The organism is Candidatus Sodalis endolongispinus, assembly GCF_018777395.1.
Taxonomy (GTDB): Bacteria; Pseudomonadota; Gammaproteobacteria; order Enterobacterales; family Enterobacteriaceae; genus Sodalis_B; species Sodalis_B endolongispinus.
Genome location: NZ_JAFJYC010000001.1, coordinates 2,070,329 through 2,095,850, shown reverse-complemented (window position 1 = coordinate 2,095,850; position 25,522 = coordinate 2,070,329). Strand labels below are relative to the sequence as shown.

Annotated in this window: 16 protein-coding genes and 5 pseudogenes; 17 read left to right on the top strand and 4 right to left on the bottom strand. The window is 59.4% G+C overall.

The window, feature by feature from the left end; all coding sequences use genetic code 11:
- The 3 pseudogenes from leuC to leuA all read right to left on the bottom strand — a co-directional run bounded on the left by leuC (position 1) and on the right by leuA (position 3,952).
- Positions 1-1,348, bottom strand: a pseudogene (gene leuC / locus JZM24_RS10180) (3-isopropylmalate dehydratase large subunit).
- 5 nt (positions 1,349-1,353) lie between these two features.
- Positions 1,354-2,372, bottom strand: a pseudogene (gene leuB, locus JZM24_RS10175) (3-isopropylmalate dehydrogenase).
- 2 nt (positions 2,373-2,374) lie between these two features.
- Positions 2,375-3,952 (bottom strand): annotated as a pseudogene (leuA, locus tag JZM24_RS10170) (2-isopropylmalate synthase).
- A 509-nt stretch (positions 3,953-4,461) separates the two neighbouring features.
- On the opposite strand from leuA, the pseudogene ilvI reads away from it, so the two are divergent.
- From ilvI to cra, 3 genes and pseudogenes are all read left to right on the top strand, one after another.
- Positions 4,462-6,166: pseudogene (gene ilvI / locus JZM24_RS10165) on the top strand (acetolactate synthase 3 large subunit).
- 2 nt (positions 6,167-6,168) lie between these two features.
- On the top strand, positions 6,169-6,666 hold the full coding sequence (ilvN, locus tag JZM24_RS10160; protein WP_215669557.1) for an acetolactate synthase small subunit: 498 nt from the start codon (positions 6,169-6,171) through the stop codon (positions 6,664-6,666).
- Positions 6,667-7,195: 529 nt separating this feature from the next.
- Complete coding sequence (cra, locus tag JZM24_RS10155; protein ID WP_215669556.1) at positions 7,196-8,188, top strand: catabolite repressor/activator; 993 nt, start codon at positions 7,196-7,198, stop codon at positions 8,186-8,188.
- A 27-nt stretch (positions 8,189-8,215) separates the two neighbouring features.
- On the opposite strand, the gene JZM24_RS10150 is transcribed toward cra, so the two are convergent.
- Positions 8,216-8,683: an L-alanine exporter AlaE gene (locus JZM24_RS10150; RefSeq protein ID WP_215669555.1), complete on the bottom strand. Its 468-nt coding sequence runs from the start codon at positions 8,681-8,683 to the stop codon at positions 8,216-8,218.
- 834 nt (positions 8,684-9,517) lie between these two features.
- Between JZM24_RS10150 and mraZ the strand changes: the two genes are divergently transcribed.
- The 14 genes and pseudogenes from mraZ to ftsZ all read left to right on the top strand — a co-directional run bounded on the left by mraZ (position 9,518) and on the right by ftsZ (position 25,462).
- Positions 9,518-9,976 (top strand): division/cell wall cluster transcriptional repressor MraZ, encoded by a 459-nt coding sequence (gene mraZ, locus JZM24_RS10145; RefSeq protein ID WP_215669554.1) that lies wholly within the window; start codon positions 9,518-9,520, stop codon positions 9,974-9,976.
- A 2-nt stretch (positions 9,977-9,978) separates the two neighbouring features.
- The gene (rsmH, locus tag JZM24_RS10140) at positions 9,979-10,926 is read left to right on the top strand and encodes a 16S rRNA (cytosine(1402)-N(4))-methyltransferase RsmH (RefSeq protein ID WP_215669553.1); all 948 of its coding nucleotides are present in this window, start codon (positions 9,979-9,981) and stop codon (positions 10,924-10,926) included.
- Entirely contained in the window at positions 10,923-11,243 is a 321-nt protein-coding gene (gene ftsL, locus JZM24_RS10135; protein ID WP_215669552.1) for a cell division protein FtsL, read from the top strand. The genes rsmH and ftsL overlap by 4 nt, the downstream gene beginning before the upstream one ends.
- A gap of 25 nt (positions 11,244-11,268) precedes the next feature.
- Positions 11,269-13,041 carry a peptidoglycan DD-transpeptidase PBP3 gene (gene ftsI, locus JZM24_RS10130; protein WP_215669551.1) on the top strand — a complete coding sequence of 591 codons (1,773 nt, stop codon included), beginning with the start codon at positions 11,269-11,271 and terminating at the stop codon, positions 13,039-13,041.
- Positions 13,028-14,515 (top strand): UDP-N-acetylmuramoyl-L-alanyl-D-glutamate--2,6-diaminopimelate ligase, encoded by a 1,488-nt coding sequence (murE, locus tag JZM24_RS10125; RefSeq protein ID WP_215669550.1) that lies wholly within the window; start codon positions 13,028-13,030, stop codon positions 14,513-14,515. The genes ftsI and murE overlap by 14 nt, the downstream gene beginning before the upstream one ends.
- A pseudogene (murF, locus tag JZM24_RS10120) lies at positions 14,512-15,878 on the top strand (UDP-N-acetylmuramoyl-tripeptide--D-alanyl-D-alanine ligase). Before murE ends, murF begins: the two are co-directional and overlap by 4 nt.
- The gene (gene mraY, locus JZM24_RS10115; protein WP_215669549.1) at positions 15,872-16,954 is read left to right on the top strand and encodes a phospho-N-acetylmuramoyl-pentapeptide-transferase; all 1,083 of its coding nucleotides are present in this window, start codon (positions 15,872-15,874) and stop codon (positions 16,952-16,954) included. The pseudogene murF and the gene mraY overlap by 7 nt, the downstream one beginning before the upstream one ends.
- A 2-nt stretch (positions 16,955-16,956) precedes the next feature.
- Positions 16,957-18,273 (top strand): UDP-N-acetylmuramoyl-L-alanine--D-glutamate ligase, encoded by a 1,317-nt coding sequence (murD, locus tag JZM24_RS10110; protein ID WP_215669548.1) that lies wholly within the window; start codon positions 16,957-16,959, stop codon positions 18,271-18,273.
- Positions 18,273-19,475 (top strand): cell division protein FtsW, encoded by a 1,203-nt coding sequence (gene ftsW, locus JZM24_RS10105; RefSeq protein ID WP_215669547.1) that lies wholly within the window; start codon positions 18,273-18,275, stop codon positions 19,473-19,475. The genes murD and ftsW overlap by 1 nt, the downstream gene beginning before the upstream one ends.
- Positions 19,472-20,539, top strand: coding sequence for an undecaprenyldiphospho-muramoylpentapeptide beta-N-acetylglucosaminyltransferase (gene murG / locus JZM24_RS10100; RefSeq protein WP_215669546.1), 1,068 nt, complete (start codon positions 19,472-19,474; stop codon positions 20,537-20,539). Before ftsW ends, murG begins: the two co-directional genes overlap by 4 nt.
- A 71-nt stretch (positions 20,540-20,610) precedes the next feature.
- On the top strand, positions 20,611-22,083 hold the full coding sequence (gene murC / locus JZM24_RS10095; RefSeq protein ID WP_215669545.1) for a UDP-N-acetylmuramate--L-alanine ligase: 1,473 nt from the start codon (positions 20,611-20,613) through the stop codon (positions 22,081-22,083).
- A 56-nt stretch (positions 22,084-22,139) separates the two neighbouring features.
- Positions 22,140-22,973: a cell division protein FtsQ gene (ftsQ, locus tag JZM24_RS10090; protein WP_215670106.1), complete on the top strand. Its 834-nt coding sequence runs from the start codon at positions 22,140-22,142 to the stop codon at positions 22,971-22,973.
- Positions 22,973-24,229: a cell division protein FtsA gene (ftsA, locus tag JZM24_RS10085; protein WP_215669544.1), complete on the top strand. Its 1,257-nt coding sequence runs from the start codon at positions 22,973-22,975 to the stop codon at positions 24,227-24,229. The genes ftsQ and ftsA overlap by 1 nt, the downstream gene beginning before the upstream one ends.
- 72 nt (positions 24,230-24,301) lie before the next feature.
- Positions 24,302-25,462 carry a cell division protein FtsZ gene (gene ftsZ, locus JZM24_RS10080; RefSeq protein ID WP_215669543.1) on the top strand — a complete coding sequence of 387 codons (1,161 nt, stop codon included), beginning with the start codon at positions 24,302-24,304 and terminating at the stop codon, positions 25,460-25,462.
- Positions 25,463-25,522: the final 60 nt, after the last annotated feature.

Sequence of the window (25,522 nt, the reverse complement as noted above, 5' to 3'; positions counted from 1 at the left end):
TTAATTCAATTCGCGGATATCGGCGAAACGGCCGGCCGCCGCGGCCCTGACGGCCTTCAAAGTTACGATTGCTGGTTGACGCGCAGCGCTCACCGGGGTTCAGGCGGTCATTGTTCATCGCCAGACACATGGAGCAGCCCGGCAGGCGCCATTCAAAGCCGGCGTCGAGAAAAATTCTATCCAGCCCTTCCGCCTGCGCCTTGACCGGACCGGAACCTGGCACCACGATCGCCTGTACGCTGGCGGCAACGCGGCGGCCGCGGGCAACGGCGGCGGCGGCGCGCAAGTCTTCGATGCGCGAGTTGGTGCAAGAACCGATGAAGACCTTGTCAATCGTCACGTCGGTAAGGCGAATGCCGGGCTGCAAATCCATGTAGGCCAGCGCCTTGGCGGCGGAATTGCGCTCTACCGTATCGCTGAATGACTCCGGCGACGGGATAACCTGATTGACGGCAATCACCTGGCCGGGGTTGGTGCCCCAGGTCACCTGCGGCGCGATGTCCTGCGCATCCAGCGTCACGACTTTGTCGAAGCGGGCATCATCGTCGGATTTCAGGGTGTCCCAATACATCACGGCCTGATGCCAGTCATCGCCTTTGGGCGCGAACTGCCGGTTTTGCAGGTAGGCGTAAGTGGTGTGGTCCAGGGCGACCAGGCCCGCCTTGGCGCCCATTTCGATCGCCATATTGCAAAGCGTCATGCGGCCTTCCACGCTCAGCGCGCGGATGGCGGCGCCGCTGAATTCCACTACATGGCCGGTACCGCCGGCGGAGCCGATTTTACCGATAATCGCCAGGACGATATCCTTGGCGGTAATGCCGGGGGCGGCGTGGCCGGTCACGTCCACTTGCATGGTTTTGGCCCGGCCCTGTTTCAGGGTCTGGGTCGCCAGCACGTGTTCCACTTCCGAGGTGCCAATACCGAACGCCAACGCGCCGAAGGCGCCGTGGGTTGCGGTATGGGAATCGCCGCAGACGATAGTCATGCCCGGCAAAGTCATCCCTTGCTCCGGGCCGATGACGTGGACGATCCCTTGATAAGGGTGGTTCAGGTCATACAGCTGCACGCCGAATTCGGCGCAGTTTTTCATTAACTCCTGCATCTGAATACGGGCCATCTCGCCACAGGCGTTAATATCCTTGGTTTGCGTGGAAACGTTGTGGTCCATGGTGGCGAAGGTTTTGCCCGGTTGACGTACTCTGCGGCCCTGAGCGCGCAAGCCGTCGAACGCCTGCGGCGAGGTCACTTCATGCACTAAATGGCGGTCGATATACAAAAGCGGCGTTTCATTCTCCGCTTCATAGACCACGTGTGCATTGTATAATTTTTGATATAACGACTTGCCCATGTTAATTATGCCCCTTGACTGATTAACGCGGCGATAATATCGCCCATTTCACCGGTGCCCACCGCGCTGCCGCCGGCCAGGTCGGCGGTGCGGTGGCCGGCTTCCAGCGCCTGATTCACCGCCCGCTCAATCGCGTTGGCGGCATCGTCCAGCCCCAGGCTGTAACGCAGCAGCAGGGCGGCTCATACATGCCAAAGCCCTGCTCATTCAGGCTGGCCGAAGGCAGCATGCCCATAGAGCCGGTAATCATGGCGCATTCGTCGGAGAGAATATCGCCGAACAGATTCGAGCACAGCATCACATCAAACTGGGACGGATCTTTAATCATCTGCATGGTGGCGTTGTCGATATACAAATGCGACAGCGCGACATCCGGGTAGTCCTGAGCCACCTGACTGACCACCTCGCGCCACAAAATGGAGTTTTGCAATACGTTGGCTTTGTCGATGGAGGTGACTTTGCCGCGCCGTTTGCGCGCCGATTCAAAGGCGATGCGGGCGATGCGTTCAATCTCGAAGCGATAGTACACCTCGGTATCGAAAGCATGCTCGTGCGGACCGGTGCCTTCGCGGCCTTTCGGTTGGCCGAAATAGATGCCGCCGGTGAGTTCCCGCACGCACAGGATATCGAATCCGCGTGCGGCGATATCGGCGCGCAGCGGGCAATAGGCCTCAAGCCCGGGGTACAGGCGCGACGGGCGCAGGTTGGAAAACAGCTTAAAGTGTTTACGCAGCGGCAGCAGGGCACCGCGCTCCGGCTGTTCCGCCGCCGGCATGTGTTCCCATTTCTGGCCGCCCACCGACCCGAACAGAATCGCATCCGCCTGTTCGCAGCCTGCAACGGTGACGGCAGGCAGCGGGCTGCCCTGGCGGTCTATCGCCGCGCCGCCCACGTCATACTCGCTGGTGGAAATGCGCACGTTGAAGCGCTGACGCACCGCGTCGAGGATCTTATAGGCCTGCGCCATGACTTCCGGGCCGATACCGTCGCCCGGTAACACCGCAATATGGTAGGTCTTGCTCATCATTACACCGTTTCCTGCATATCTTGACTGTTGTTGTGTTGGTGCAGGCGCTGCAGTTCGATACCGACTTGCCGCGCGCGCCATATAGTGTTCATCGCATTGACCATCTCCAGTGCGGAGAATTCGATGATATCCGTGGCCAGACCGACGCCGTGGAAACGGCGACCATCATACTCCACGACAATATCCACCTGGCCCAGCGCATTGCGGCCGTGGCCCTTAGCGGTCAACTGGTACTTTTCCAGCTGAATGGGGAATTGCGTAATGCGGTTCAGCGCATCGTAGACGGCATCTACCGGGCCGTTGCCGGTAGCGGCTTCGGCGTGCACCTCGTCATCGAAGGCCAGTTTCACCGAGGCGGTGGCGATATCGGCGGAGCTGGATTGCACGCTGAAATATTCCAGGTGGAAATGCTACGATTGCTCCTGCTGATTGTTGATAAACGCCAGCGCTTCCAGATCGTAATCGAAAACCTGCCCTTTTTTATCAGCGAGTTTCAGGAAGGCGTCATACAGTTCATCCAGGGAGTAATCGCTTTCCTGGTAGCCAATTTCCTGCATTCGGTGTTTCACCGCCGCACGGCCGGAGCGGGAGGTCAGATTCAACTGCACCTCTTTCAGGCCGATGGTTTCCGGTGTCATGATTTCGTAGTTCTGGCGGTTTTTCAGTACGCCGTCCTGATGAATACCGGAAGAGTGGGCGAAGGCGTTGGCGCCCACAGCCGCTTTATTGGCGGGGATAGGCATGTTGCACAGCTGGCTGACCACCTGACTGGTGCGGTAGATTTCCTGATGATGGATGCCGGTGTGGACGTTCAGCAGATCCTGGCGCACTTTAATCGCCATGATCACCTCTTCCAGCGCGGTATTGCCGGCGCGTTCGCCGATGCCGTTCAGGGTCCCTTCCACCTGACGGGCGCCGGCCTGGATCGCGGCGATAGAGTTGCCGACCGCCATGCCCAGATCGTCGTGGCAATGGACCGAGATGATGGCCTTATCGATATTCGGTACCCGCTGGTACAGGGAATGGATAATGCCGCCAAACTGGTTCGGCGTGGTGTAGCCCACCGTATCGGGAATATTGATGGTGCGCGCACCGGCGTTAATGGCGGCTTCAACAATACGGCACAGGTTGTCGATAGGCGTGCGGCCGGCGTCCTCGCAGGAAAATTCGACGTCATCGGTATAGTTGCGCGCGCGTTTGACAGAGTGCACTGCCATTTCGACCACCTGGTCAAAGCTCTTTTTCAGCTTGGATTCCACATGCAGGGTGGAGGTGGCCAGGAAAACATTGATACGGAAGGCCTCCGCCACGCGCAGCGCCTCTGCCGCGACATCAATATCGCGATCGACGCAGCGCGCCAGGCCGCAAACCCGGCTGTTTTTGATTTGACGGGCAATGGTCTGCACCGACTCGAAATCGCCGGGGGAAGACACCGGAAAGCCCACTTCCATGACGTCAACGCCCATTCTTTCCAGCGCCTGCGCAACCTGCAGTTTCTCTTTTACGCTCAGGCTCGCCTGCAGCGCCTGTTCACCATCACGCAGCGTGGTATCGAAAATAATGACTTGTTGGCTCATGGTGGATCCTTATTCTGTTGGTTGCCGCACACGCCAGGCATAAAAAAACCTGCGCAGTGCGCGGGTTTTAATCTGGAGTGGCCAGAATTCCGTGCACCAGCCTACCGCGCATCAATTTTGCGTGTAGTAGTAGTCTTAGTAGACGGAGAGACGTGGACATAGATTCTGTGCATTCCAGTAATGAATTCGTTTAGTAGAGTTATTGGTACCGCATCCGGCGCGCGCTTTTATGCACCCCTGCTAAAATTGACCCACCGGCAGAAATAACCTGCCGTAAAAAGGGTCTTATCCAGTGAATTATCTTGTAGAGTCGCGTTAGGATAGCGTATTAAATATACCCGTTTATAGCGCAGGGTTTTTTGCTGTTTGCCTGCATCATTAACAGGCGCTATCGTAATCGGCCATAAAATATAACAACACAGTATTCAGGGTGCTTATTACCCTGTCCATCACGACAATCGGAAAGGCGTTCCGCTGTCGGCGTAACACTGTAAGCCTGGAGGCAAACCATGGAGATGTTGTCAGGAGCCGAGATGGTGGTCCGGTCATTGATTGATCAGGGCGTAAAGCAGGTATTCGGTTATCCCGGCGGTGCCGTGCTGGATATTTATGACGCGTTGTACACGGTCGGCGGCATCGATCATGTGCTGGTGCGTCACGAACATGGCGCGGTACACATGGCCGACGGCTACGCCCGCGCCACCGGCGAGGTCGGCGTGGTGCTGGTGACCTCTGGTCCAGGCGCCACCAATGCGATCACCGGTATCGCCACCGCCTATATGGACTCGATTCCATTGGTGGTGTTGTCCGGCCAGGTAGCCAGCTCGTTGATTGGCTACGACGCCTTTCAGGAATGCGACATGATAGGCATCTCGCGCCCGGTGGTGAAACACAGCTTTCTGGTGAAGAAAACCGAAGATATTCCACTGGTGCTGAAAAAAGCCTTATTTCTGGCCGCCAGCGGCCGGCCGGGACCGGTAGTGATCGATTTACCCAAAGACATACTGAGCGCGGCGCACAAGCTTCCCTACCTTTATACCGATGCGGTGTCGATGCGCTCGTACAACCCGACCGTGCAGGGCCATAAGGGGCAAATCCGGCGCGCGCTCACAACCCTGCTCGCCGCCGGGCGGCCGGTGGTGTATACCGGTGGCGGTGCCATTACCTCCGCCTGCCATCACGCGCTGCGTCAACTGGCCGAACAGCTGAATTTGCCGGTGGTGAGCTCGCTGATGGGGTTGGGCAGTTTCCCCGGCAGCCATCGGCAAAGCCTGGGTATGCTGGGGATGCACGGCACCTACGAGGCGAATATGGCGATGCATCGCGCCGACGTAATTTTCGCCGTCTGGGTTCGATTTGACGATCGCACTACCAACAATCTGGCGAAATACTGTCCAGATGCGACGGTACTGCATATCGATATCGATCCGGCGTCGATTTCCAAAACCGTCACCGCCGACGTACCGATTGTTGGCGACGCCCGCCAAGTCCTTGAACAGATGCTGGAGCTGCTGGCGGCCGGAGAAAACCGTCAGCCGTTCGACGCGCTACGTGATTGGTGGCGTGATATCGAACAGTGGCGCGCCCGCGCCTGCCTAAACTACGACAGCAGCAGCGATAAAATTAAACCCCAGGCGGTGATCGAGACGCTGTACCGGCTGACGCAAGGTAACGCTTACGTGACCTCCGACGTCGGTCAGCATCAGATGTTTGCCGCGCTGTATTATCCATTCGATGAACCGCGGCGCTGGATCAACTCCGGCGGTCTGGGCACCATGGGCTTTGGCCTGCCGGCGGCGCTCGGGGTGAAGATGGCCTTTCCCCAGGAAACCGTGCTGTGCATCACCGGCGATGGCAGTATCCAGATGAATATTCAGGAGTTGTCCACCGCACTGCAATATGATCTGCCGGTGGTGGTGGTCAGTTTGAACAACCGCTATCTCGGCATGGTGAAACAGTGGCAGGACATGATTTATTCCGGCCGCCACTCCCAATCCTATATGGCGTCCCTGCCGGACTTCGTGAAGTTGGCGGGTTGGTATCGCCATTGAGCGGCACGATGAGCTGGAATCCAAGCTGGCACAGGCGCTGGCGGTGAAAAACCGTCTGTTGTTCGTGGACGTGATGGTGGATGGCACGGAACACGTTTACCCCATGCAAATTCGCGGCGGCGGCATGGATGAAATGTGGCTAAGTAAAACGGAGAGGACCTGATCATGCGCCGTATTTTATCAGTGTTACTGGAAAACGAATCCGGCGCATTATCCCGGGTTATCGGGCTATTTTCCCAGCGTGGCTACAATATCGAAAGTCTGACCGTGGCCCCTACCGACGATCCGACCCTCTCACGCATGACTATTCAGACCGTGGGCGACGAGAAGGTGCTGGAGCAGATTGAAAAGCAACTGCATAAGCTGGTGGACGTTCTGCGCGTCAGCGAGCTGGGGCAGGGCGGCGGGACCCACGTTGAACGGGAAATTATGCTGGTGAAAGTGCAGGCCAGCGGTTTCGGGCGCGAAGAGGTGAAACGCTGCGCCGAAATCTTCCGCGGTCAGATTGTTGACGTCACGCCGGCTATCTATACCGTACAGCTGGCGGGCACCAGTGAAAAACTGGACGCTTTTCTCGCCACCGTGCGTGAGGTGGCGGAGATAGTGGAAGTCGCCCGTTCGGGCATCGTCGGCCTTTCGCGCGGCGATAAAGTGATGCGCTGAACGCGTCTCGCACTGGGGGCTGAAACCGGCATTACCGGCACCCCCCCTTGTATACGCTGGTCGGAAAATCTGGCTCGCCCGGCGGATCTACCCTGACGCCGAGCTGAACTCCTGCGCACGGCGCGTCCCCCGGGCCGGCATGGCGGGCTGACAGGCCTTAGCGGGCGCTGTCCTCTGCTGTGCATTATCAGTCTCAAACATTGTCCGGCCCGTTCTCACGGGACGACAAGACAGGTGCTCAGGCCCTACCGGCCCTGACAGCGTGCAGTGCCCTGTTGCCGTTTCTTCCGCTGAAATTATGCTATAAGCCGTATCAGCCGTATTAACCGCATCAGCCGTATAAGCTTTATCAGCTTACCCGCTGTACCGGCCCTATAAGCCTTATAAGTCGGGCGCTGACGCCGCTTCGGCAACGGCCGCCGGATTTTCGCTTAGCATTTTGTGCTGATAGTTGTAGCATGGTTGAATTCCCCGGTGCGACTATGGACACTCGGGCAAAGGGTTAATTGATAAGCATAAAGGGGTCTATGTGAAACTGGATGAAATCGCGCGCCTGGCTGGTGTTTCGCGCACAACCGCCAGTTATGTCATTAACGGCAAAGCGAAACAATACCGCGTCAGCGATAAAACCGTGGAAAAGGTTATGGCAGTGGTCAGGGAGCATAATTACCATCCCAATGCGGTCGCAGCCGGCCTGCGCGCCGGGCGCACCCGCTCCATCGGCCTGGTTATCCCCGATCTGGAAAATACCAGTTATACCCGCATCGCCAACTATCTCGAACGCCAGGCGCGTCAGCGCGGCTATCAGCTATTGATCGCCTGTTCGGAAGACCAGCCGGACAACGAGATGCGCTGCGTGGAGCATCTGCTTCAGCGGCAGGTTGACGCTATTATCGTCTCAACCGCCTTGCCGCCGGAGCATCCGTTCTACCAACGCTGGGCCAATGACGCGTTCCCCATTATTGCCCTCGACCGTGCGCTGGATCGCGAGCACTTTATCAGCGTCGTCGGTGCGGATGAGGAAGATGCGGAAATGCTGTCTCAGGAGCTGAGTAAGTTCCCGGGGGAGCACGTGTTGTATCTTGGCGCTCTGCCGGAGCTGTCGGTGAGTTTCCTGCGCGAGCAGGGTTTCCGGCGCGGCTGGGGGCAAGATCGGCGCAAGCCGGACTTTCTCTATGCCAACAGCTATGAGCGTTCAGCGGCGGCAGGGCTGTTTGGCCGCTATCTGGAGAGCAATCCGATGCCGCAGGCGCTGTTCACCACGTCATTTTCACTGCTGCAGGGAGTGATGGATGTGACGCTGAAACGCAGCGGCCGGCTGCCGACCCATCTGGCCATCGCCACTTTTGGCGATAATGAACTGCTGGATTTTCTAGAGTGTCCGGTGCTGGCGGTCGCCCAGCGCCATCGGGAAGTGGCGGAGCGGGTGCTCGCCAGCCTCGACGAGCCCCACCGACCCAAGCCGGGTCTGACGCGTATTCGCCGCAGCCTGTTCCGGCGCGGTCAGCTTAGTCGTAATTAACCTGCGCCGCCGGGCCGTGAGCCGGGATTACTGCCGAGACGGCGCCGAGGCGACCGGCAGCGTCCCGGTCACCCGGAACAGCCGGCGGCAATAATCCAGGAAGTAGCCGTACACCACGCCGAGCACCATAGAGGCCACCGCATTGCTGGCCACCGCCGCTATCAGCTGCCCCCACTCCACCCCCACCACCAGCAAAATCGCCGCATACACCGGTGATTGAAAACTGACATACGCCAGCAGATCCGCCAGGTTACGGTTCCAGACTTGTTTGGGACCGTGGCGCCATGCCAGACGCAGCACCGCATCGCGATACTGACCAAACGGCCAGGCGATAATCACATTAACCGGGATCGCCAGCACTCGTGAAGATAGCGACTGCTGCAGGCTCATGCCAGACAATAGGATCTCAATCGCCATCCCGGTAAAAAAGCAGTATACCACCAGCGCGAAGGTGTCCGCCGTAGCACTGCGTAGACGAGATGATGCAGCAGACATGAGTTGACGGCTCCAGCGAGAAAAGAAATCTCCGGTCAGCGAGACTGATGACGGAGTGATTTGTAATGCTTAATTTATGCAGTGTAGATTACATCACTGCTTACCCTAAGTTAACTAGTTAATAATTTTTATTTTTATGATAAAAGACAGTTTTTGTGCCGATAAAATATCCGTCGTTCGCCATTTAGGCGATTTCTCGCCGTCAGTTAATGAAAAATAATGAGAATCAAATGGTTGGGCGGAATGATTTCTGAGATAGGTCGTGGGGGGTTTTAACTACCGCAGCGGTGTCAAAAAATTGCGCTATTTTTAGGATTAGTCTGGTGATAAAATAAAGCGGACGGTTACCAATAAACATCTGATGGTAAAATCAACAAAGATTAGGGTATATAAAAGTAACGGTGTATTTTAAGCCGTCGAACAGAACGCTTTCAGCGGATTAATAAAGGCGTTAAAATATCTGCGCAGTATGAAAAAAGAGGAATAGTAAACCCTTCTGTTACTCCCCCCTTGCTTCATCCGCCCTCGTGTTGCCTAGCGTTGTCTCGCTGCCAGGAAGTCCATCAGACCGGTTTTTGGCCGGCGATGGTTTCGCAGGCGCGAATATTTATATTTTTTAATCCGTACAGAATGACGATGAATAGAGTGATGTTATTTTTAGCTTTTTTCGTGATGTATTACGCATTCTCCTCACGAATGGTAATTACCGACGTAAATAATCCCCTCTGAGTCATTTAGTCGCTTGACAATGTTTTGACACCATTCGTACACTCTTTTGCGTGGGAATTTGTGGGGAAAAGTGGTGATTAAGGTTTTTAAGGGGTAAACGGACGTATGTTTCGTGGCGCAACCTTGGTTAACCTTGACAGCAAAGGCCGGCTCGCCGTGCCTACCCGTCACCGGGAAAAGCTGAATGAGGAATCGGCAGGTTTAATGGTGTGTACCATTGACCTCCATCAGCCATGTCTGTTGCTTTACCCCTTGCCGGCCTGGGAAATCATTGAACAAAAGCTGTCGCGATTGTCGAGCATGAACCCCGCGGAACGCCGGGTGCAGCGTTTGTTGCTGGGGCATGCGAGCGAGTGCCAGATGGATGGCGCAGGCAGAATTCTGCTGGCGCCGACGCTCCGGCAGCACGCCGGGCTGTCAAAAGAAGTGATGCTGGTTGGGCAATTCAATAAGTTCGAGTTGTGGGACGAACAGACCTGGTATCAACAAGTCAAGGATGACATCGACGCTGAGCTGTCGGCGAAGCTACCGCTTACCGACCGGCTGCAAGACTTATCGCTATAGCCATGTCAGAAAATTATTTACATACCACCGTGCTGCTGGATGAAGCGGTGAAGGGGCTGGATCTTCGGCCAGACGGCGTCTATCTGGACGGGACATTCGGGCGCGGCGGGCATTCGCGTCTTATTTTATCAAAGCTGGGCGCGCAGGGACGGCTGTTCGCTATCGATCGCGATCCGGCGGCCATCGAGGCGGCGCAGGCCAGCGACGATGCGCGTTTTACCATTATCCACGGGCCATTTTCCGCCATGGCGGAGTACATGGCGCAACGGGACCTGCTGGGCAAGGTTGACGGTATATTGCTGGATCTCGGCGTCTCTTCGCCTCAGCTCGACGACCCGGAACGCGGTTTTTCGTTTATGCGCGATGGACCGCTGGATATGCGTATGGATACCACGCGCGGCCAGTCTGCCGCGCAGTGGCTGGCGCAGGCGTCAGCGGAGGACATTGCCTGGGTGTTGAAGACCTTTGGCGAAGAGCGCTTCGCCAAGCGAATTGCGCAGGCCATCGTGGCGCACAACCTCCAGCAGCCGATGACCCGCACCCGCGAACTGGCGGCGCTGATTGCCGACGCCAGCCCGTTTCGCGACAAGCATAAGCATCCGGCGACGCGTAGTTTCCAGGCGATCCGCATTTACATCAACAGCGAGCTGGAAGAGATCGAACGGGCGCTGGACGGCGCGCTCAGGGTGTTGGCCCCCGGGGGCAGGTTGTCGGTTATCAGCTTCCATTCGCTGGAGGATCGATTGGTGAAACAATTTATTCGTCAGCACAGCCGCGGACCGCAAGTGCCGGCGGGGTTGCCGCTCACGGAAGCGCAGATCGCCGCACAGTACCGGGACCAGCGCCAACTGAAAGCGGCGGGCAAAATGCAGCCTTCGGCGCGGGAGATAAGCGATAACCCGCGCGCGCGCAGTTCGGTGCTGCGTTTCGCTGAGAAGCTGGCGCCATGATCGGCAACGAACGTCACGGCCTGATAGGCGTTATCGGCAGCGATTTGCTGCGCCAAGGCAAGCTGCCGCTATTGTTGCTGATTGCGGTCCTGGTCTCCGCAGTTTTGGTGGTGATGACGACCCACCAGACCCGGCGGCTGACCGCGGAACGTGAACAGATGGTGCTGGAGAAGGACGCGCTGGATATCGAATGGCGCAACCTGATCCTGGAAGAGAACGCGCTGGGGGATCACAGCCGCGTGGAGCGTATCGCCACCGAGAAACTTCAGATGCAGCATGTGAGTCCGTCACAAGAAAATATTGTGGTTCAACCGTAATCTACACAGGGATCGATAACGATACATGAAAGCCGCAGCACGCACGATGAAACTGAAACGCCAGGAGAACCAGACCAGCTTTGTCAGCTGGCGTTTCGCCTTGCTGTGCGGTTGCATCCTGCTGGCGTTGGTAGGGCTGATGCTGCGGGTGGCCTATTTGCAGGTAATTAATCCCGACAAACTGGTGCGCGAAGGGGATATGCGTTCGCTGCGCGTGCAGCAGGTTCCCACCGCGCGCGGTATGATAAGCGACCGCGCCGGCCGTCCGCTGGCGGTGAGCGTGCCGGTCAACGCCATCTTGGCCGATCCGAAAGAGCTTAACGATCATGGCGGCATCAGCGCCGACAGCCGCTGGAAGGCGCTGTCGGATGCGCTTTCCATCCCTCTCGATCAGCTATCATCGCGCATTAACGCCAATCCCAAAGGGCGTTTTATCTATCTGGCGCGCCAGGTTAATCCTGCTATCGGCGATTACATCCATAAACTTAAACTGCCGGGCATTTACCTGCGCCAAGAGTCGCGGCGCTACTATCCCGCAGGTCAGGTGACCGCGCATCTCATCGGTGTGACCAATATCGATAGCCAGGGCATTGAGGGCATAGAGAAGAGCTTTGACCGCTGGCTGACCGGCCAGCCCGGCGAGCGTACGGTGCGCAAAGACCGGTTCGGCCTGGTCATAGAGGATATTTTCTCGGTGGACAGCCAGGCGGCGCACAATCTGGCGCTCAGCATCGACGAGCGTCTACAGGCGCTGGTTTATCGCGAGTTGAACAACGCGGTGGCGTTCAATAAAGCCGAGTCCGGCACCGCAGTGCTGGTGGATGTTAATACCGGCGAAGTACTGGCCATGGCCAATAGCCCCTCCTACAACCCCAACAACCTGACCGGAACCACGATGGACGTGATGCGCAACCGCGCTATCACCGATATTTTCGAGCCGGGCTCGACGGTCAAGCCGATGGTGGTGATGACCGCGCTACAGCGCGGCGTGGTGCGAGAAAACAGCGTAATAAATACGCTGCCCTACATGATTAGCGGCCACCAAATTAAGGACGTGGCGCGCTATGCCGAATTGACCGTGACCGGGATTTTGCAAAAATCGAGTAACGTCGGTGTGTCTAAGCTGGCGTTAGCGATGCCCTCCTCGGCGCTGGTAGAAACTTACTCGCGCTTTGGATTGGGTAAGGCGACCAATTTGGGTCTGGTCGGAGAAAGCAGTGGCTTATATCCCCATAAACAACGGTGGTCCGACATGGAGAAGGCCGCCTTCTCTTACGGCTACGGGCTAATGGTAACGCCGTTACAATTAGCGCGGGTCTACGCCACGATCGGCGGCATGGGTGTGCTACGCCCGCTTTCCATCACTCGGGTCGATCCGCCCGTGGCGGGAGAGCGGGTGTTTCCCGAAGCGCTGGTACGTACCGTGGTTCACATGATGGAAAGTGTGGCGCTGCCGGGCGGCGGCGGCACTAAAGCCGCCATTAAGGGCTACCGTATCGCTATTAAAACCGGTACCGCCAAAAAGGTCGGGCCGGATGGCAATTACATTAATAAATATATCGCCTATACCGCCGGTGTCGCGCCGGCCAGCAATCCGCGCTTTGCGCTGGTGGTGGTGATTAACGATCCGCAGGGCGGCAAATACTACGGCGGGGCGGTCTCCGCGCCGGTATTTGGCGCCATTATGGACGGTGTACTGCGGACAATGAACATAGAGCCGGATGCGTTGCCGCAGCCCGGTGAGAAATCCGACATGGTGGTCAATAATCGAAAAGAGGCATCCGGTGACCGATCGTAATTTGCGTGAGCTGCTCGTGCCCTGGGTACCTGATGCCACGGAACGCGTGCTGAGGGAAATGACGCTGGATAGCCGAATCGCGGCTGCGGGCGATCTGTTTGTGGCCGTCGCCGGCCATCAGACGGACGGGCGTCGCTATATTCCCCAGGCGATCGCGCAGGGCGTTGCCGCCGTCGTGGCACAAGCGGAAGGTGAGGCTGAAGAGGGTGAAATCAGTGAGCTGCGTGGCGTGCCGGTCATCTATCTCCACCATCTACATGCGCGTTTATCCGCGCTGGCGGGGCGCTTTTATCAGCAGCCGTCGCGCGCGTTGCGCCTGGTGGGCGTCACCGGCACCAACGGCAAAACCACCACCACCCATCTTCTGGCGCAGTGGGCGCAGCTATTAGGTGAAACTAGCGCGGTGATGGGCACCGTCGGCAACGGCGTGCTGGGCCATATCCATCCGGCCGACAATACCACCGGTTCACCGATTGAAGTCCAACAGCTGCTGTCACAGCTGCAGCGGCAAGGCGCGCGCTTCGCGGCGATGGAAGTCTCCTCCCACGGCCTGGTGCAGCATCGGGTCAGCGATGTGCATTTTGCCGCCGCGGTGTTTACCAATTTAAGCCGCGACCATCTTGATTATCACGGCGACATGGCGCAGTACGAAGCGGCCAAATGGCGGCTGTTTAGCGAGTTGGACGTGAGTCAGCGCATCATCAACGCCGATGATGCCACCGGCCGGCGCTGGCTCGAAAGGTTGCCGCAGGCGATTGCGGTCGCGGTCAGCGAGGCGCTGCCGATGGAACGCCATGGCGACTGGCTGTGCGCCGGCGAGGTACGTTATCATGCGCGCGGCGCGGAGATCCCTTTTCGCTCCAGCTGGGGCGAAGGGACGCTCAACAGCCCATTGGTGGGGCAATTCAACGTCAGCAATCTGTTGCTGGCGCTCACCACGCTGCTGGCGCTCGGCTATCCGCTGCCGGCGCTGCTTGAGTGCGCCAGCCGCCTGCAGTCGGTCTGCGGTCGCATGGAGGTGTTTCATACCGAAGGCCGCCCTACGGTGCTGGTGGATTATGCCCACACCCCTGACGCGCTGGAAAAGGCGTTGGCGGCGGCCAGACTGCATTGCCACGGCAAACTGTGGTGCGTGTTCGGCTGCGGCGGCGATCGTGATAAGGGTAAACGGCCGCTGATGGGCGCTATCGCAGAGCAGTTCGCCGACCGGGTGATCATCACCGATGATAATCCGCGCGGCGAAGCGGCGCAGGATATCATCAACGACATTAAGAGCGGCCTGCTGGATGCGGGCCGGGTGCAGGCGATTTCCGGCCGCGCCGAAGCGGTTACCAGCGCCATTATGCAGGCCGCGCCGGCGGATCTGGTGCTGGTGGCCGGTAAGGGCCATGAGGATTACCAGATAATCGGCCAGCAGCGGCTGGACTATTCCGACCGTACTACCGTGGCGCGGCTGTTGGGGGTGGTGGCATGATCCCCTTTACGCTCAGCGCTATCGCGCCGGTGCTAAATGCCGAACGGGTGGGCAGTGATGGCACCATCGAAACCCTCGTCACCGACTCGCGGGCGCCGGCGGCGGCGCAGCGGTGTTTATTTGTCGCGCTGAAAGGCGATCAGTTCGACGCCCATGATTTCGCCGAGCAGGCGGTCGCCGCCGGTGCCACCGCGCTGCTGGTCAACCGCCGGCTGCCGCTGGACGTGCCGCAGTTGGTTGTCGCCGATACCCGACGCGCGCTGGGCCAATTGGGCGCCTGGGTGCGCCAGCAGGTCCCTTCGCGGGTTGTGGCCCTGACGGGGTCCTCCGGCAAAACGTCGGTCAAGGAAATGACCGCCGCCATCCTGCGCCAATGCGGGCAGGTGCTGGCGACCGAAGGTAATTTTAACAACGATATTGGCGTACCGCTGACGCTGCTGCGCCTGACGCCGGCGCATGATTTTGCGGTTATCGAGCTGGGAGCCAATCATCTTGGCGAAATCGCCTGGACCACCGATTTGGTGCGCCCGGAAACCGCGCTGGTGAACAACCTTTCCGCGGCCCATCTGGCCGGGTTCGGCTCGTTGTCGGGCGTGGCGCAGGCCAAGGGCGAAATTTTCGCCGGCCTGCCGGCCAATGGACGTGGCATTCTTAACGCCGACAGTCATGATTGGCCGCACTGGCAACAGGTACTGGGCCACAAGGCGGTCTGGCGTTTTGCCGTACAGGCCGCCGACGGCGTGGATTTTTTGCCAGCGACATCGCAAGCGATCAGCAGGGCGTGCGTTTCACCCTGCACAGTCCGCAGGGAGAATGCCCGGTGCGGCTACCGCTGCCAGGCAAGCATAATGTCGCCAATGCCCTGGCCGCCTGCGCACTGGCGCTGTCTGTGGGGGCGGGACTGCCGGCGGTTGCCGCCGGTCTGGCGCAGTTGCAGGCCGTGCCGGGACGGTTGTTCCCTATTGCGCTCGGCGCCGGCCGGCTGCTGCTGGACGATAGCTATAACGCCAATGTTGGCTCCATGACCGCTGCCGCGCAGGTACTAGCGGAAATGCCGGGCTACCGGGTGATGGTGGTCGGCGATATGGCCGAGCTGGGAGAGGAAGCGGCGGAATGCCATCGACAGGTCGGCGAAGCCGTCGCCCTGGCCGGTATCGACAAAGTCTTAAGCGTCGGCAGTCTGAGCCATCTTATCGGTGAGGCCAGCGGCCGGGGCAAACATTTCCAGGACAAAACAGCGCTGACCGCCCGACTGGCGCAGCTGCTGTCCGAACAGGCGGTAATAACCGTATTAGTGAAGGGTTCACGTAGTGCCGCGATGGAGCAGGTGGTGCGCGCGTTACAGGAGAAAGCACCATGTTAGTGTGGCTGGCCGAACATCTGGTCAAATTTTATTCAGGATTTAACGTCTTCTCTTACTTGACGTTTCGCGCCATCGTCAGCCTGCTGACCGCGCTGTTCCTGTCGCTGTGGATGGGACCGCGCCTTATCGCCTGGCTGCAAAAACTGCAGATCGGACAGGTGTTGCGCAATGATGGCCCGGAATCGCATTTCACCAAACGCGGCACGCCGACCATGGGTGGGTTGATGATCCTCACCTCGATCACGATTTCGGTATTGATGTGGGCCTATCCGTCCAACCCGTATGTCTGGTGTGTGCTGTTTGTCCTGGTGGGCTACGGCATCGTCGGCTTTATCGACGATTATCGCAAGGTGGTACGCAAAGACACCAAGGGGCTTATCGCCCGCTGGAAATATTTCTGGCAGTCGGTAATAGCGCTGGCGGTTGCCTTCACCATGTTCGCGGTGGGCAAAGACACGCCGGCGACCCAGTTGGTGGTGCCGTTTTTCAAGGACATCATGCCGCAGCTAGGGCTGTGGTATATGCTTTTAGCCTACTTTGTCATCGTCGGCACCAGTAATGCGGTCAACTTGACCGACGGTCTGGACGGTCTGGCGATTATGCCGACGGTGTTTGTCGCCGCCGGTCTGGCGCTGGTGGCGTGGGCGACCGGCAACATGAATTTTGCCGGCTATTTGCACATACCTTATGTGCGCTTAGCGGGTGAGCTGGTGGTGGTGTGCACGGCCATTGTCGGCGCCGGGCTGGGCTTTTTGTGGTTCAACACCTACCCCGCGCAGGTGTTTATGGGCGACGTCGGTTCGCTGGCGCTGGGCGGCGCGCTCGGCACTATCGCCGTGCTGCTGCGCCAGGAGTTTTTACTGCTGATTATGGGCGGGGTGTTCGTGGTGGAAACCCTGTCGGTGATTTTACAGGTGGGCTCGTTCAAATTGCGCGGTCAGCGCATTTTCCGTATGGCGCCCATCCATCACCATTATGAATTGAAGGGCTGGCCGGAGCCGCGCGTCATCGTGCGTTTTTGGATTATTTCCCTGATGCTGGTCATCATCGGACTGGCAACGCTGAAGGTACGGTAATAATGACGGACTATCGGGGCGAACAAGTGGTCATCATCGGGCTGGGGCTTACCGGCCTTTCCTGCGTTGGCTTCTTCCGCCGCCGTGGCATGACGGCGCGGGTGATGGACACCCGTTTTACGCCGCCGGGTCTTGAGAAACTGCCGGCCGAGGTGCTGCGCCACCTGGGGTCGCTGAACGAGGCGTGGTTTCTCGACGCGACGCTTATCGTCACCAGCCCCGGCGTTCCCCTGTCGCATCCCGCGCTGGCCGCGGCCGCGACGGCCGGCGTTGCCATTGTCGGCGATATCGAGCTGTTCGCGCGTGAGGCATCGGCGCCGGTGGTGGCGATAACCGGTTCCAACGGCAAAAGCACCGTCACCCGTATGGTGGGCGAAATGGCTGCCGCCGCCGGCTGGCAGGTGGGCGTTGGTGGCAATATCGGTCTGCCGGCGCTGACGCTTTTGGAATCGCCGTGCCAGCTGTATGTTCTGGAGCTGTCGAGCTTCCAGCTGGAAACCACCCATAGCCTGAAAGCGGCGGCGGCGACGGTTCTCAATATCAGTGAAGACCACATGAACCGCTATCCGCTTGGCCTGCAACAGTACCGGGCGGCCAAGCTGGAAATTTACCACGATGCTACGGTCTGCGTGGTCAACGCAGAGGATGCGCTTACCCTGCCGGTGCGCGGACATGACGCGCGCTGCGTCAGCTTCTGCGCGGAGCGCGGCGACTATTGCCTCCGCCGGCATGCGGGGCAGACCTGGCTGATGGCGAACGGCGAGCCGCTGCTGGAAGGTGCGGAACTGCGCATCGGCGGCCGCCATAATTACACCAACGCCCTGGCGGCACTGGCGCTGGCGGATGCAGTGGGCATCCCGCGCGCGGCAAGTCTGGCGGCGCTGCGGCAGTTCCGCGGTCTGGCGCACCGTTTTGAGTTGGTGCATGAACGCCGCGGCGTACGCTGGATTAATGATTCCAAAGCGACCAATGTGGGCAGTACCGAGGCGGCGCTGAACGGACTCGATGTGGCGGGTACGCTGCATTTGCTGTTGGGCGGCGATGGTAAATCCGCCGATTTCATGCCGCTCTCGCCGTGGCTGCAGGGCGACCGGGTGCAACTGTATTGTTTCGGCCAGGATGGCGCGCAGTTGGCGTCCCTGCGTCCCGACGCCGCGACGCTCACCGAGACGCTGGAGCAGGCGATGCGCATCATCGGTTCCCGGGTGAGGGCAGGGGATCTGGTGCTACTGTCGCCGGCCTGCGCCAGCCTGGACCAGTTCAGCAATTTTGAAGTGCGTGGTGACGTGTTCACCCGCCTGGCGCGGGAGGTAGGCTGATGCGCTTTCCCGGTTTAGGCATGATCCCCCGCCTGAAGGCGTGGGTGATGGGGGCGCGCGAGCCTGAGGCACCGACCCATCTGCTCTACGATCGTACGCTGCTGTGGCTGACGCTGGGGCTGGCCGGTATCGGTTTCGTGATGGTGACCTCGGCGTCGATGCCGATCGGGGCGCGCCTGTCGGACGACCCGTTCTACTTTGCCAAACGTGATGCGTTTTATCTCGGTCTGGCGTTTGTGCTGTCGCTGGCAACGCTCAGGATCCCGATGGCGGTCTGGCAGCGCTACAGCTCGGTGATGCTGCTTATCACGCTGGTGATGCTGTTGGTGGTGCTGGTGGTCGGTAGTTCGGTTAACGGCGCGTCGCGCTGGATAGCGCTCGGGCCGCTGCGCATCCAGCCGGCGGAATTATCCAAGCTGGCACTGTTTTGCTATCTGGCCAGTTATCTGGTGCGTAAGGTAGAGGAAGTACGTACTAACTTCTGGGGATTTTGCAAACCGATGGGCGTGATGGTGCTTCTGGCGGTACTGCTGCTCGCGCAGCCCGATCTCGGCACCGTGGTGGTGGTGTTCGTCACCACCCTGGCGATGTTGTTTTTGGCCGGCGCCAAGCTATGGCAATTCTTATCGATTATCGGTTCGGGCATTTTCGCGGTGGTATTGCTCATCATCGCTGAGCCCTACCGTATGCGGCGCGTGACGTCATTTTGGAACCCGTGGGATGATCCCTTCGGCAGCGGCTACCAGCTTACCCAGTCGCTCATGGCGTTTGGCCGCGGCGAGTTCTGGGGACAGGGACTGGGCAACTCGGTACAGAAACTGGAGTATTTACCGGAAGCCCATACCGACTTTATCTTCGCCATTTTGGGCGAAGAGCTGGGTTACTTCGGCGTGGTGCTGGCGCTACTAATGGTGTTTTTGGTTGCGTTCCGCGCCATGTCGATCGGCCGCAAAGCGCTTGAAATCGACCAGCGCTTTTCCGGTTTTCTGGCCTGTTCCATCGGTATCTGGTTTAGCTTCCAGGCGCTGGTCAACGTGGGCGCCGCCGCCGGCATGCTGCCGACCAAAGGCTTGACCCTGCCGTTAATCAGCTACGGTGGTTCGAGCCTGCTTATCATGTCGACGGCGATAGTCCTGCTGCTGAGAGTGGATTTTGAGACGCGTCTGGCCAAGGCGCAGGCGTTTGCGAGGGGACCGCGATGACGGCAAAGACCAGGCGGTTGATGGTGATGGCGGGCGGTACCGGCGGACATGTGTTACCGGGGCTGGCGGTCGCGCATCACCTGATGGCGCAGGGCTGGCGGGTCCGCTGGCTCGGCACCGCCGATCGCATGGAAGCCGATCTAGTGCCGCAGCACGGCATTGAAATCGATGTCATCCGCATCAGCGGCCTGCGCGGCAAGGGATTGAAAGCGCAACTGCTGGCGCCGGTGCGCATCTGGCGCGCCTGGCGTCAGGCGCGGCGGATTATGCGCGCCTGGCGGCCGGATGTGGTACTGGGCATGGGCGGTTATGTCTCCGGGCCCGGCGGTCTGGCGGCCTGGAGCTGCGGCATTCCGGTGGTCCTGCACGAGCAGAACGGTATCGCCGGCCTGACCAACCGCGGCCTGGCGAAAATTGCCCGCAAAGTGCTGCAGGCGTTTCCCGGCGCCTTCCCCCATGCCGAGGTGGTGGGCAATCCGGTACGTGATGCGGTGCTGGCGCTGCCGGCGCCCGAAGCGCGCTTTCGCGATCGCACAGGGCCGATTCGGGTACTGATTATCGGCGGCAGCCAGGGCGCGCGGGTGCTCAATCAGACCATGCCGGCGGTCGCCGCCCGGTTAGCGGGCAGCTTGACGCTGTGGCATCAGGTAGGGAAAGGGGCGCTGGATGAGGTTAACCGGGCCTACGCGGCGAGCGGCGAGACGCAGCACAAGATGGTGGAATTCATCGACGATATGGCCGCCGCCTACGCCTGGGCAGATGTGGTGGTGTGCCGCTCCGGGGCGCTGACGGTGAGCGAAATCGCCGCCGCCGGCCTGCCGGCCCTGTTTGTGCCGTTTATGCACAAAGATCGTCAGCAGTACTGGAACGCGCGGCCGCTGGAGCAGGCCGGCGCGGCGAAAATTATTGAGCAGCCGGCCTTTAACGTTGAGCGGGTCAGCGACGTACTGGCCGGCTGGGATCGGCCGACGTTGCTGACCATGGCGCAACGCGCCCGGGCGGTGGCGATACCCGATGCTACGGAGCGCGTGGCGCGGGAAGTGGCGGCAGCGGTGCGCGCCTGAGCGTGCACCGATAACACCGGACGGGCCGGGCGTGCCGTCTTGAGCGTTTTTTTGACTTAAGCGATGAGACTGTGAATACACAACAACTGGCTAAACTGCGAACGTTTGTCCCCGAGATGCGCCGCGTCAGGCAAATCCATTTTGTCGGCATCGGCGGTGCCGGCATGGGCGGTATCGCGGAAGTGCTGGCGAACGAGGGCTATCAAATCAGCGGCTCCGATCTGGCGCCGAACGCGGTGACGCAGCAACTGACGGACCTGGGTGCGCAGATTTATTTCAACCACCGCCAGGAGAATATCAGCGACGCCAGCGTGGTGGTGGTGTCGAGCGCCATCGCGGCCGATAACCCGGAAATTGTGGCGGCCAAAGAGGCGCGTATTCCGGTCATTCAGCGTGCGGAGATGCTGGCGGAGCTGATGCGTTTTCGCCACGGTATTGCTATTGCCGGTACGCACGGTAAAACCACCACCACCGCGATGGTGGCCAGTATTTATGCCGAGGCCGGCCTAGATCCGACCTTCGTGAACGGCGGACTGGTGAAAGCCGCCGGCGTGCATGCCCGTTTGGGCTGCAGTCGCTACCTGATTGCCGAGGCCGACGAAAGCGACGCCTCCTTCCTGCATTTGCAGCCGATTGTGGCGATTATTACCAATATCGAAGCCGACCATATGGATACTTATCAGGGCGACTTTGAAAATCTCAAGCAGACGTTTATCAACTTTCTGCACAATCTGCCGTTTTACGGCCGTGCGGTGATGTGTATCGACGATCCGGTGATCCGCGAACTGCTGACCCGCGTCGGGCGCCAGATCACCACGTATGGCTTCAGCGACGATGCCGATTTGCGGATCACCGATTACCGTCAGGACGGTGCGCGCGGCAGCTTTACCCTCACCCGGCAGGAAAAAGCCGATTTACGGGTGGAGCTCAACGCACCGGGTCGCCACAACGCGCTGAATGCGGTGGCGGCGATTGCGGTGGCGACCAAAGAAGGCATCAACGACGAGAGCATTTTGCAGGCGATGCTGCAATTTCAGGGCACCGGACGCCGCTTTGATGATTTGGGCCGTTACGATTTGGCCAACGTCAACGGCAAAACGGGCGAAGTGATGCTGGTGGACGATTACGGCCATCACCCGACCGAGGTGGACGCCACGATTAAAGCGGCGCGTGCCGGCTGGCCGGACAAGCGGCTGGTGATGGTGTTTCAGCCGCACCGCTATACCCGCACGCGGGACTTGTACGACGATTTCGCCAACGTCCTCTCCGGCGTGGATGTCCTGCTGATGCTGGACGTCTATCCCGCCGGAGAAGCGCCGATCCCCGGTGCCGACAGCCGCTCTTTATGCCGCACTATTCGCGGCCGCGGCAAGGTGGACCCGATTCTGGTGCCGGATATGGATGCGCTTCCCGCGACGCTGGCGCTGGCGCTGCAAGACAACGATTTGGTGCTGATGCAGGGCGCCGGTACGGTGGGCAAAATCGCCCGTAAATTGGCTGACAGCAGGCTGCAGCCGCAGCCGGGCGAGGGATGTCATGGGTAAACGGCTCGATTTTCAGCGGCATGCGCAGACGGTCGTCGCGGCGGGAGCGGCCTGACATGTCGCAGGCGGCGATAAACGTACGCAACCGTGAGACGGAGAGAGCCGCTGCGGGACGCAGCAACGGCGGCCAGCTCGCGGGTCTGATCTTCTTGTTGATGGTGCTCGGCACCATCTTCTGGGGGGGTTGGATGGTCGTGGGCTGGATGAAAGATGCCCACCGTTTACCGCTGTCCCGGCTGGTGGTGACCGGAGAACGTCATTACACCACCAATGACGATATCCGCCAGGCGATTCCGGCGCTGGGAGCGCCCGGCACCTCTATGACGCAGGACGTCAACGTCATTCAGCAGCAAATTGAGCGCATGCCGTGGATAAAGCAGGTTAGCGTGCGTAAACAGTGGCCGGACGAGTTGAAAATCCACCTGGTGGAATATGTGCCGGTGGCGCGCTGGAACGATCAACATCTGCTGGACGGCAGCGGCGAGGTATTTAGCGCGCCGGCGGAGCGTATCGGCAATCAGCCCATGCCGATGCTTTATGGCCCGGAGGGCAGTGAGCAAGATGTGCTGAGCGGCTATCGCACCATGAACGCGGTGCTGACGGCGGCCAAGTTTCAGCTCAAGGCGGTCAGCATGAGCGCCCGCCATTCGTGGCAGTTGACGTTACGGGACGATACCCGGCTGGAGCTGGGCCGGGACGACAGAGCCAGGCGCCTGCAGCGTTTTATCGGGATTTATCCGGTTCTTCTCCAGCAGGCCCGGAACGATAATAAGCGCATCAGCTATGTGGACCTGCGCTATGACTCGGGCTTGGCTGTCGGATGGGCCGCGGCCTATATCGAACCGGAAAACAGTAATCAGCAACAGACTCAGGCACAGGCAGAACAATAATGATCAAGGCGACGGACAGAAAACTGGTAGTAGGACTGGAGATCGGCACGGCCAAGGTGGCCGCGTTGGTAGGGGAGGTGCTGCCCGATGGTATGGTGAATATCATCGGCGTCGGCAGTTGCCCGTCGCGCGGCATGGACAAAGGTGGCGTTAACGATCTGGAATCGGTGGTGAAATGCGTCCAGCGCGCTATTGATCAGGCGGAGCTGATGGCGGACTGCCAGATCTCGTCGGTGTATCTTGCCCTGTCCGGCGAACATATCAGCTGCCAGAATGAAATCGGCATGGTGCCGATTTCGGAAGAAGAAGTGACCCAGGAAGACGTGGAAAATGTGGTGCATACCGCCAAATCGGTGCGGGTGCGCGATGAGCACCGTATCTTGCACGTCATCCCGCAGGACTATGCGATTGACTATCAGGAAGGAATAAAAAATCCGGTGGGTCTGTCCGGCGTACGCATGCAGGCCAAGGTCCATCTGATTACCTGCCATAATGATATGGCAAAGAACATTGTCAAAGCGGTTGAACGTTGCGGGCTGAAAGTTGACCAACTTATTTTCGCCGGACTGGCGTCAAGTTACGCGGTTCTGACCGAGAATGAACGCGAACTGGGCGTATGCGTGGTCGACATCGGCGGCGGCACCATGGACATGGCGGTGTATACCGCCGGCGCACTGCGCCATACCAAGGTGATCCCTTACGCCGGCAATGTGGTCACCAGCGACATCGCCTACGCCTTCGGCACGCCGCCCACCGACGCCGAGGCGACCAAAGTCCGCCACGGCTGCGCATTGGGCGCGATGGTCAGCAAGGACGAGAGCGTGGAGGTGCCGAGCGTCGGCGGCCGGCCGCCGCGCAGCTTGCAGCGCCAGACCCTGGCCGAGGTGATCGAGCCGCGTTACACCGAGCTGCTGAATCTGGTCAATGACGAAATTTTGCAACTGCAGGAGCAACTGCGGGCGCAGGGGGTGAAACACCATCTGGCCGCCGGCATCGTCCTGACCGGCGGCGCGGCGCAAATCGACGGTTTGGCGGCGTGCGCGCAGCGGGTATTTCATACCCAGGTGCGTATCGGCCAGCCGCTGAATATCACCGGTCTGACGGATTATGCGCAGGCGCCCTATTATTCTACCGCCGTGGGGCTACTGCATTACGGTAAAGAGTCACATTTAAGCGGCGAAGTAGACGTGGAAAAACGAACGTCAGTCAGCACATGGTTTAAGCGGTTCAGCGGCTGGCTGCGAAAAGAATTTTAACGATTTTCAAGACGTGGCCCGGCTGTGCAGGCGGCCGATTCCGAAGCGACAGGCACAAAACGGAGAGAAATTATGTTTGAACCTATGGAATTAACCAACGACGCGGTGATTAAAGTCATCGGCGTCGGCGGCGGTGGCGGCAACGCCGTCGAGCATATGGTGCGCGAGCGCATCGAAGGCGTGGACTTCTTCGCGGTGAATACCGATGCGCAGGCATTGCGTAAGACGGCGGTGGGCCAGACCATTCAAATCGGCAGCGGCATTACCAAAGGGCTGGGAGCCGGCGCCAATCCCGAAGTGGGCCGCAACTCCGCCGAAGAGGACCGCGAAGCGCTGCGGGCCGCGCTCGAAGGGGCCGATATGGTGTTTATCGCCGCCGGTATGGGCGGTGGTACAGGTACCGGCGCCGCGCCGGTTGTCGCGGAAGTCGCCAAGGATCTGGGTATCCTGATCGTGGCTGTGGTCACTAAGCCCTTTAATTTTGAGGGCAAAAAACGTATGGCGTTCGCCGAGCAGGGCATTGCTGAACTCTCCAAGCATGTCGACTCGCTTATCACCATCCCTAACGACAAGCTGCTGAAAGTCCTGGGGCGCGGTATTTCACTGCTCGACGCGTTCGGCGCCGCCAACGATGTACTGAAAGGCGCGGTGCAGGGTATCGCCGAGCTTATCACCCGCCCGGGACTGATGAACGTCGACTTTGCCGACGTGCGCACCGTGATGTCGGAAATGGGCTATGCCATGATGGGCTCCGGCGTTGCCTGCGGCGAAGATCGCGCGGAAGAAGCGGCGGAAATGGCCATCTCCAGCCCGCTACTGGAAGATATCGATCTGTCCGGCGCCCGTGGGGTTATGGTCAACATTACCGCGGGATTCGACCTGCGTCTGGACGAATTTGAAACCGTGGGTAATACCATCCGCGCCTTCGCCTCCGACAATGCCACGGTGGTTATCGGTACTTCGCTGGATCCCGACATGAACGACGAACTGCGCGTTACCGTAGTCGCGACCGGCATCGGCATGGACAAACGGCCGGAAATCACGCTGGTGACCAGTAAGCAGAGCAGCCAGCCGGTGATGGATAACCGCTACCGCGATCACACCGCGGGCATGTCTTCGCTCAATCAAGAGCAGAAAACGGCGGCCAAGGCGGTCAATGAGCAAAACGCCCAGGGGGGTAAGAAACCCGACTACCTGGATATCCCGGCATTTTTGCGTAAACAGGCGGATTAAACCGTGTTGTTTTGGGAAACGCGCTCTTTGTGCTAAACTGGCCCGCCCGCTCTTCTCTAT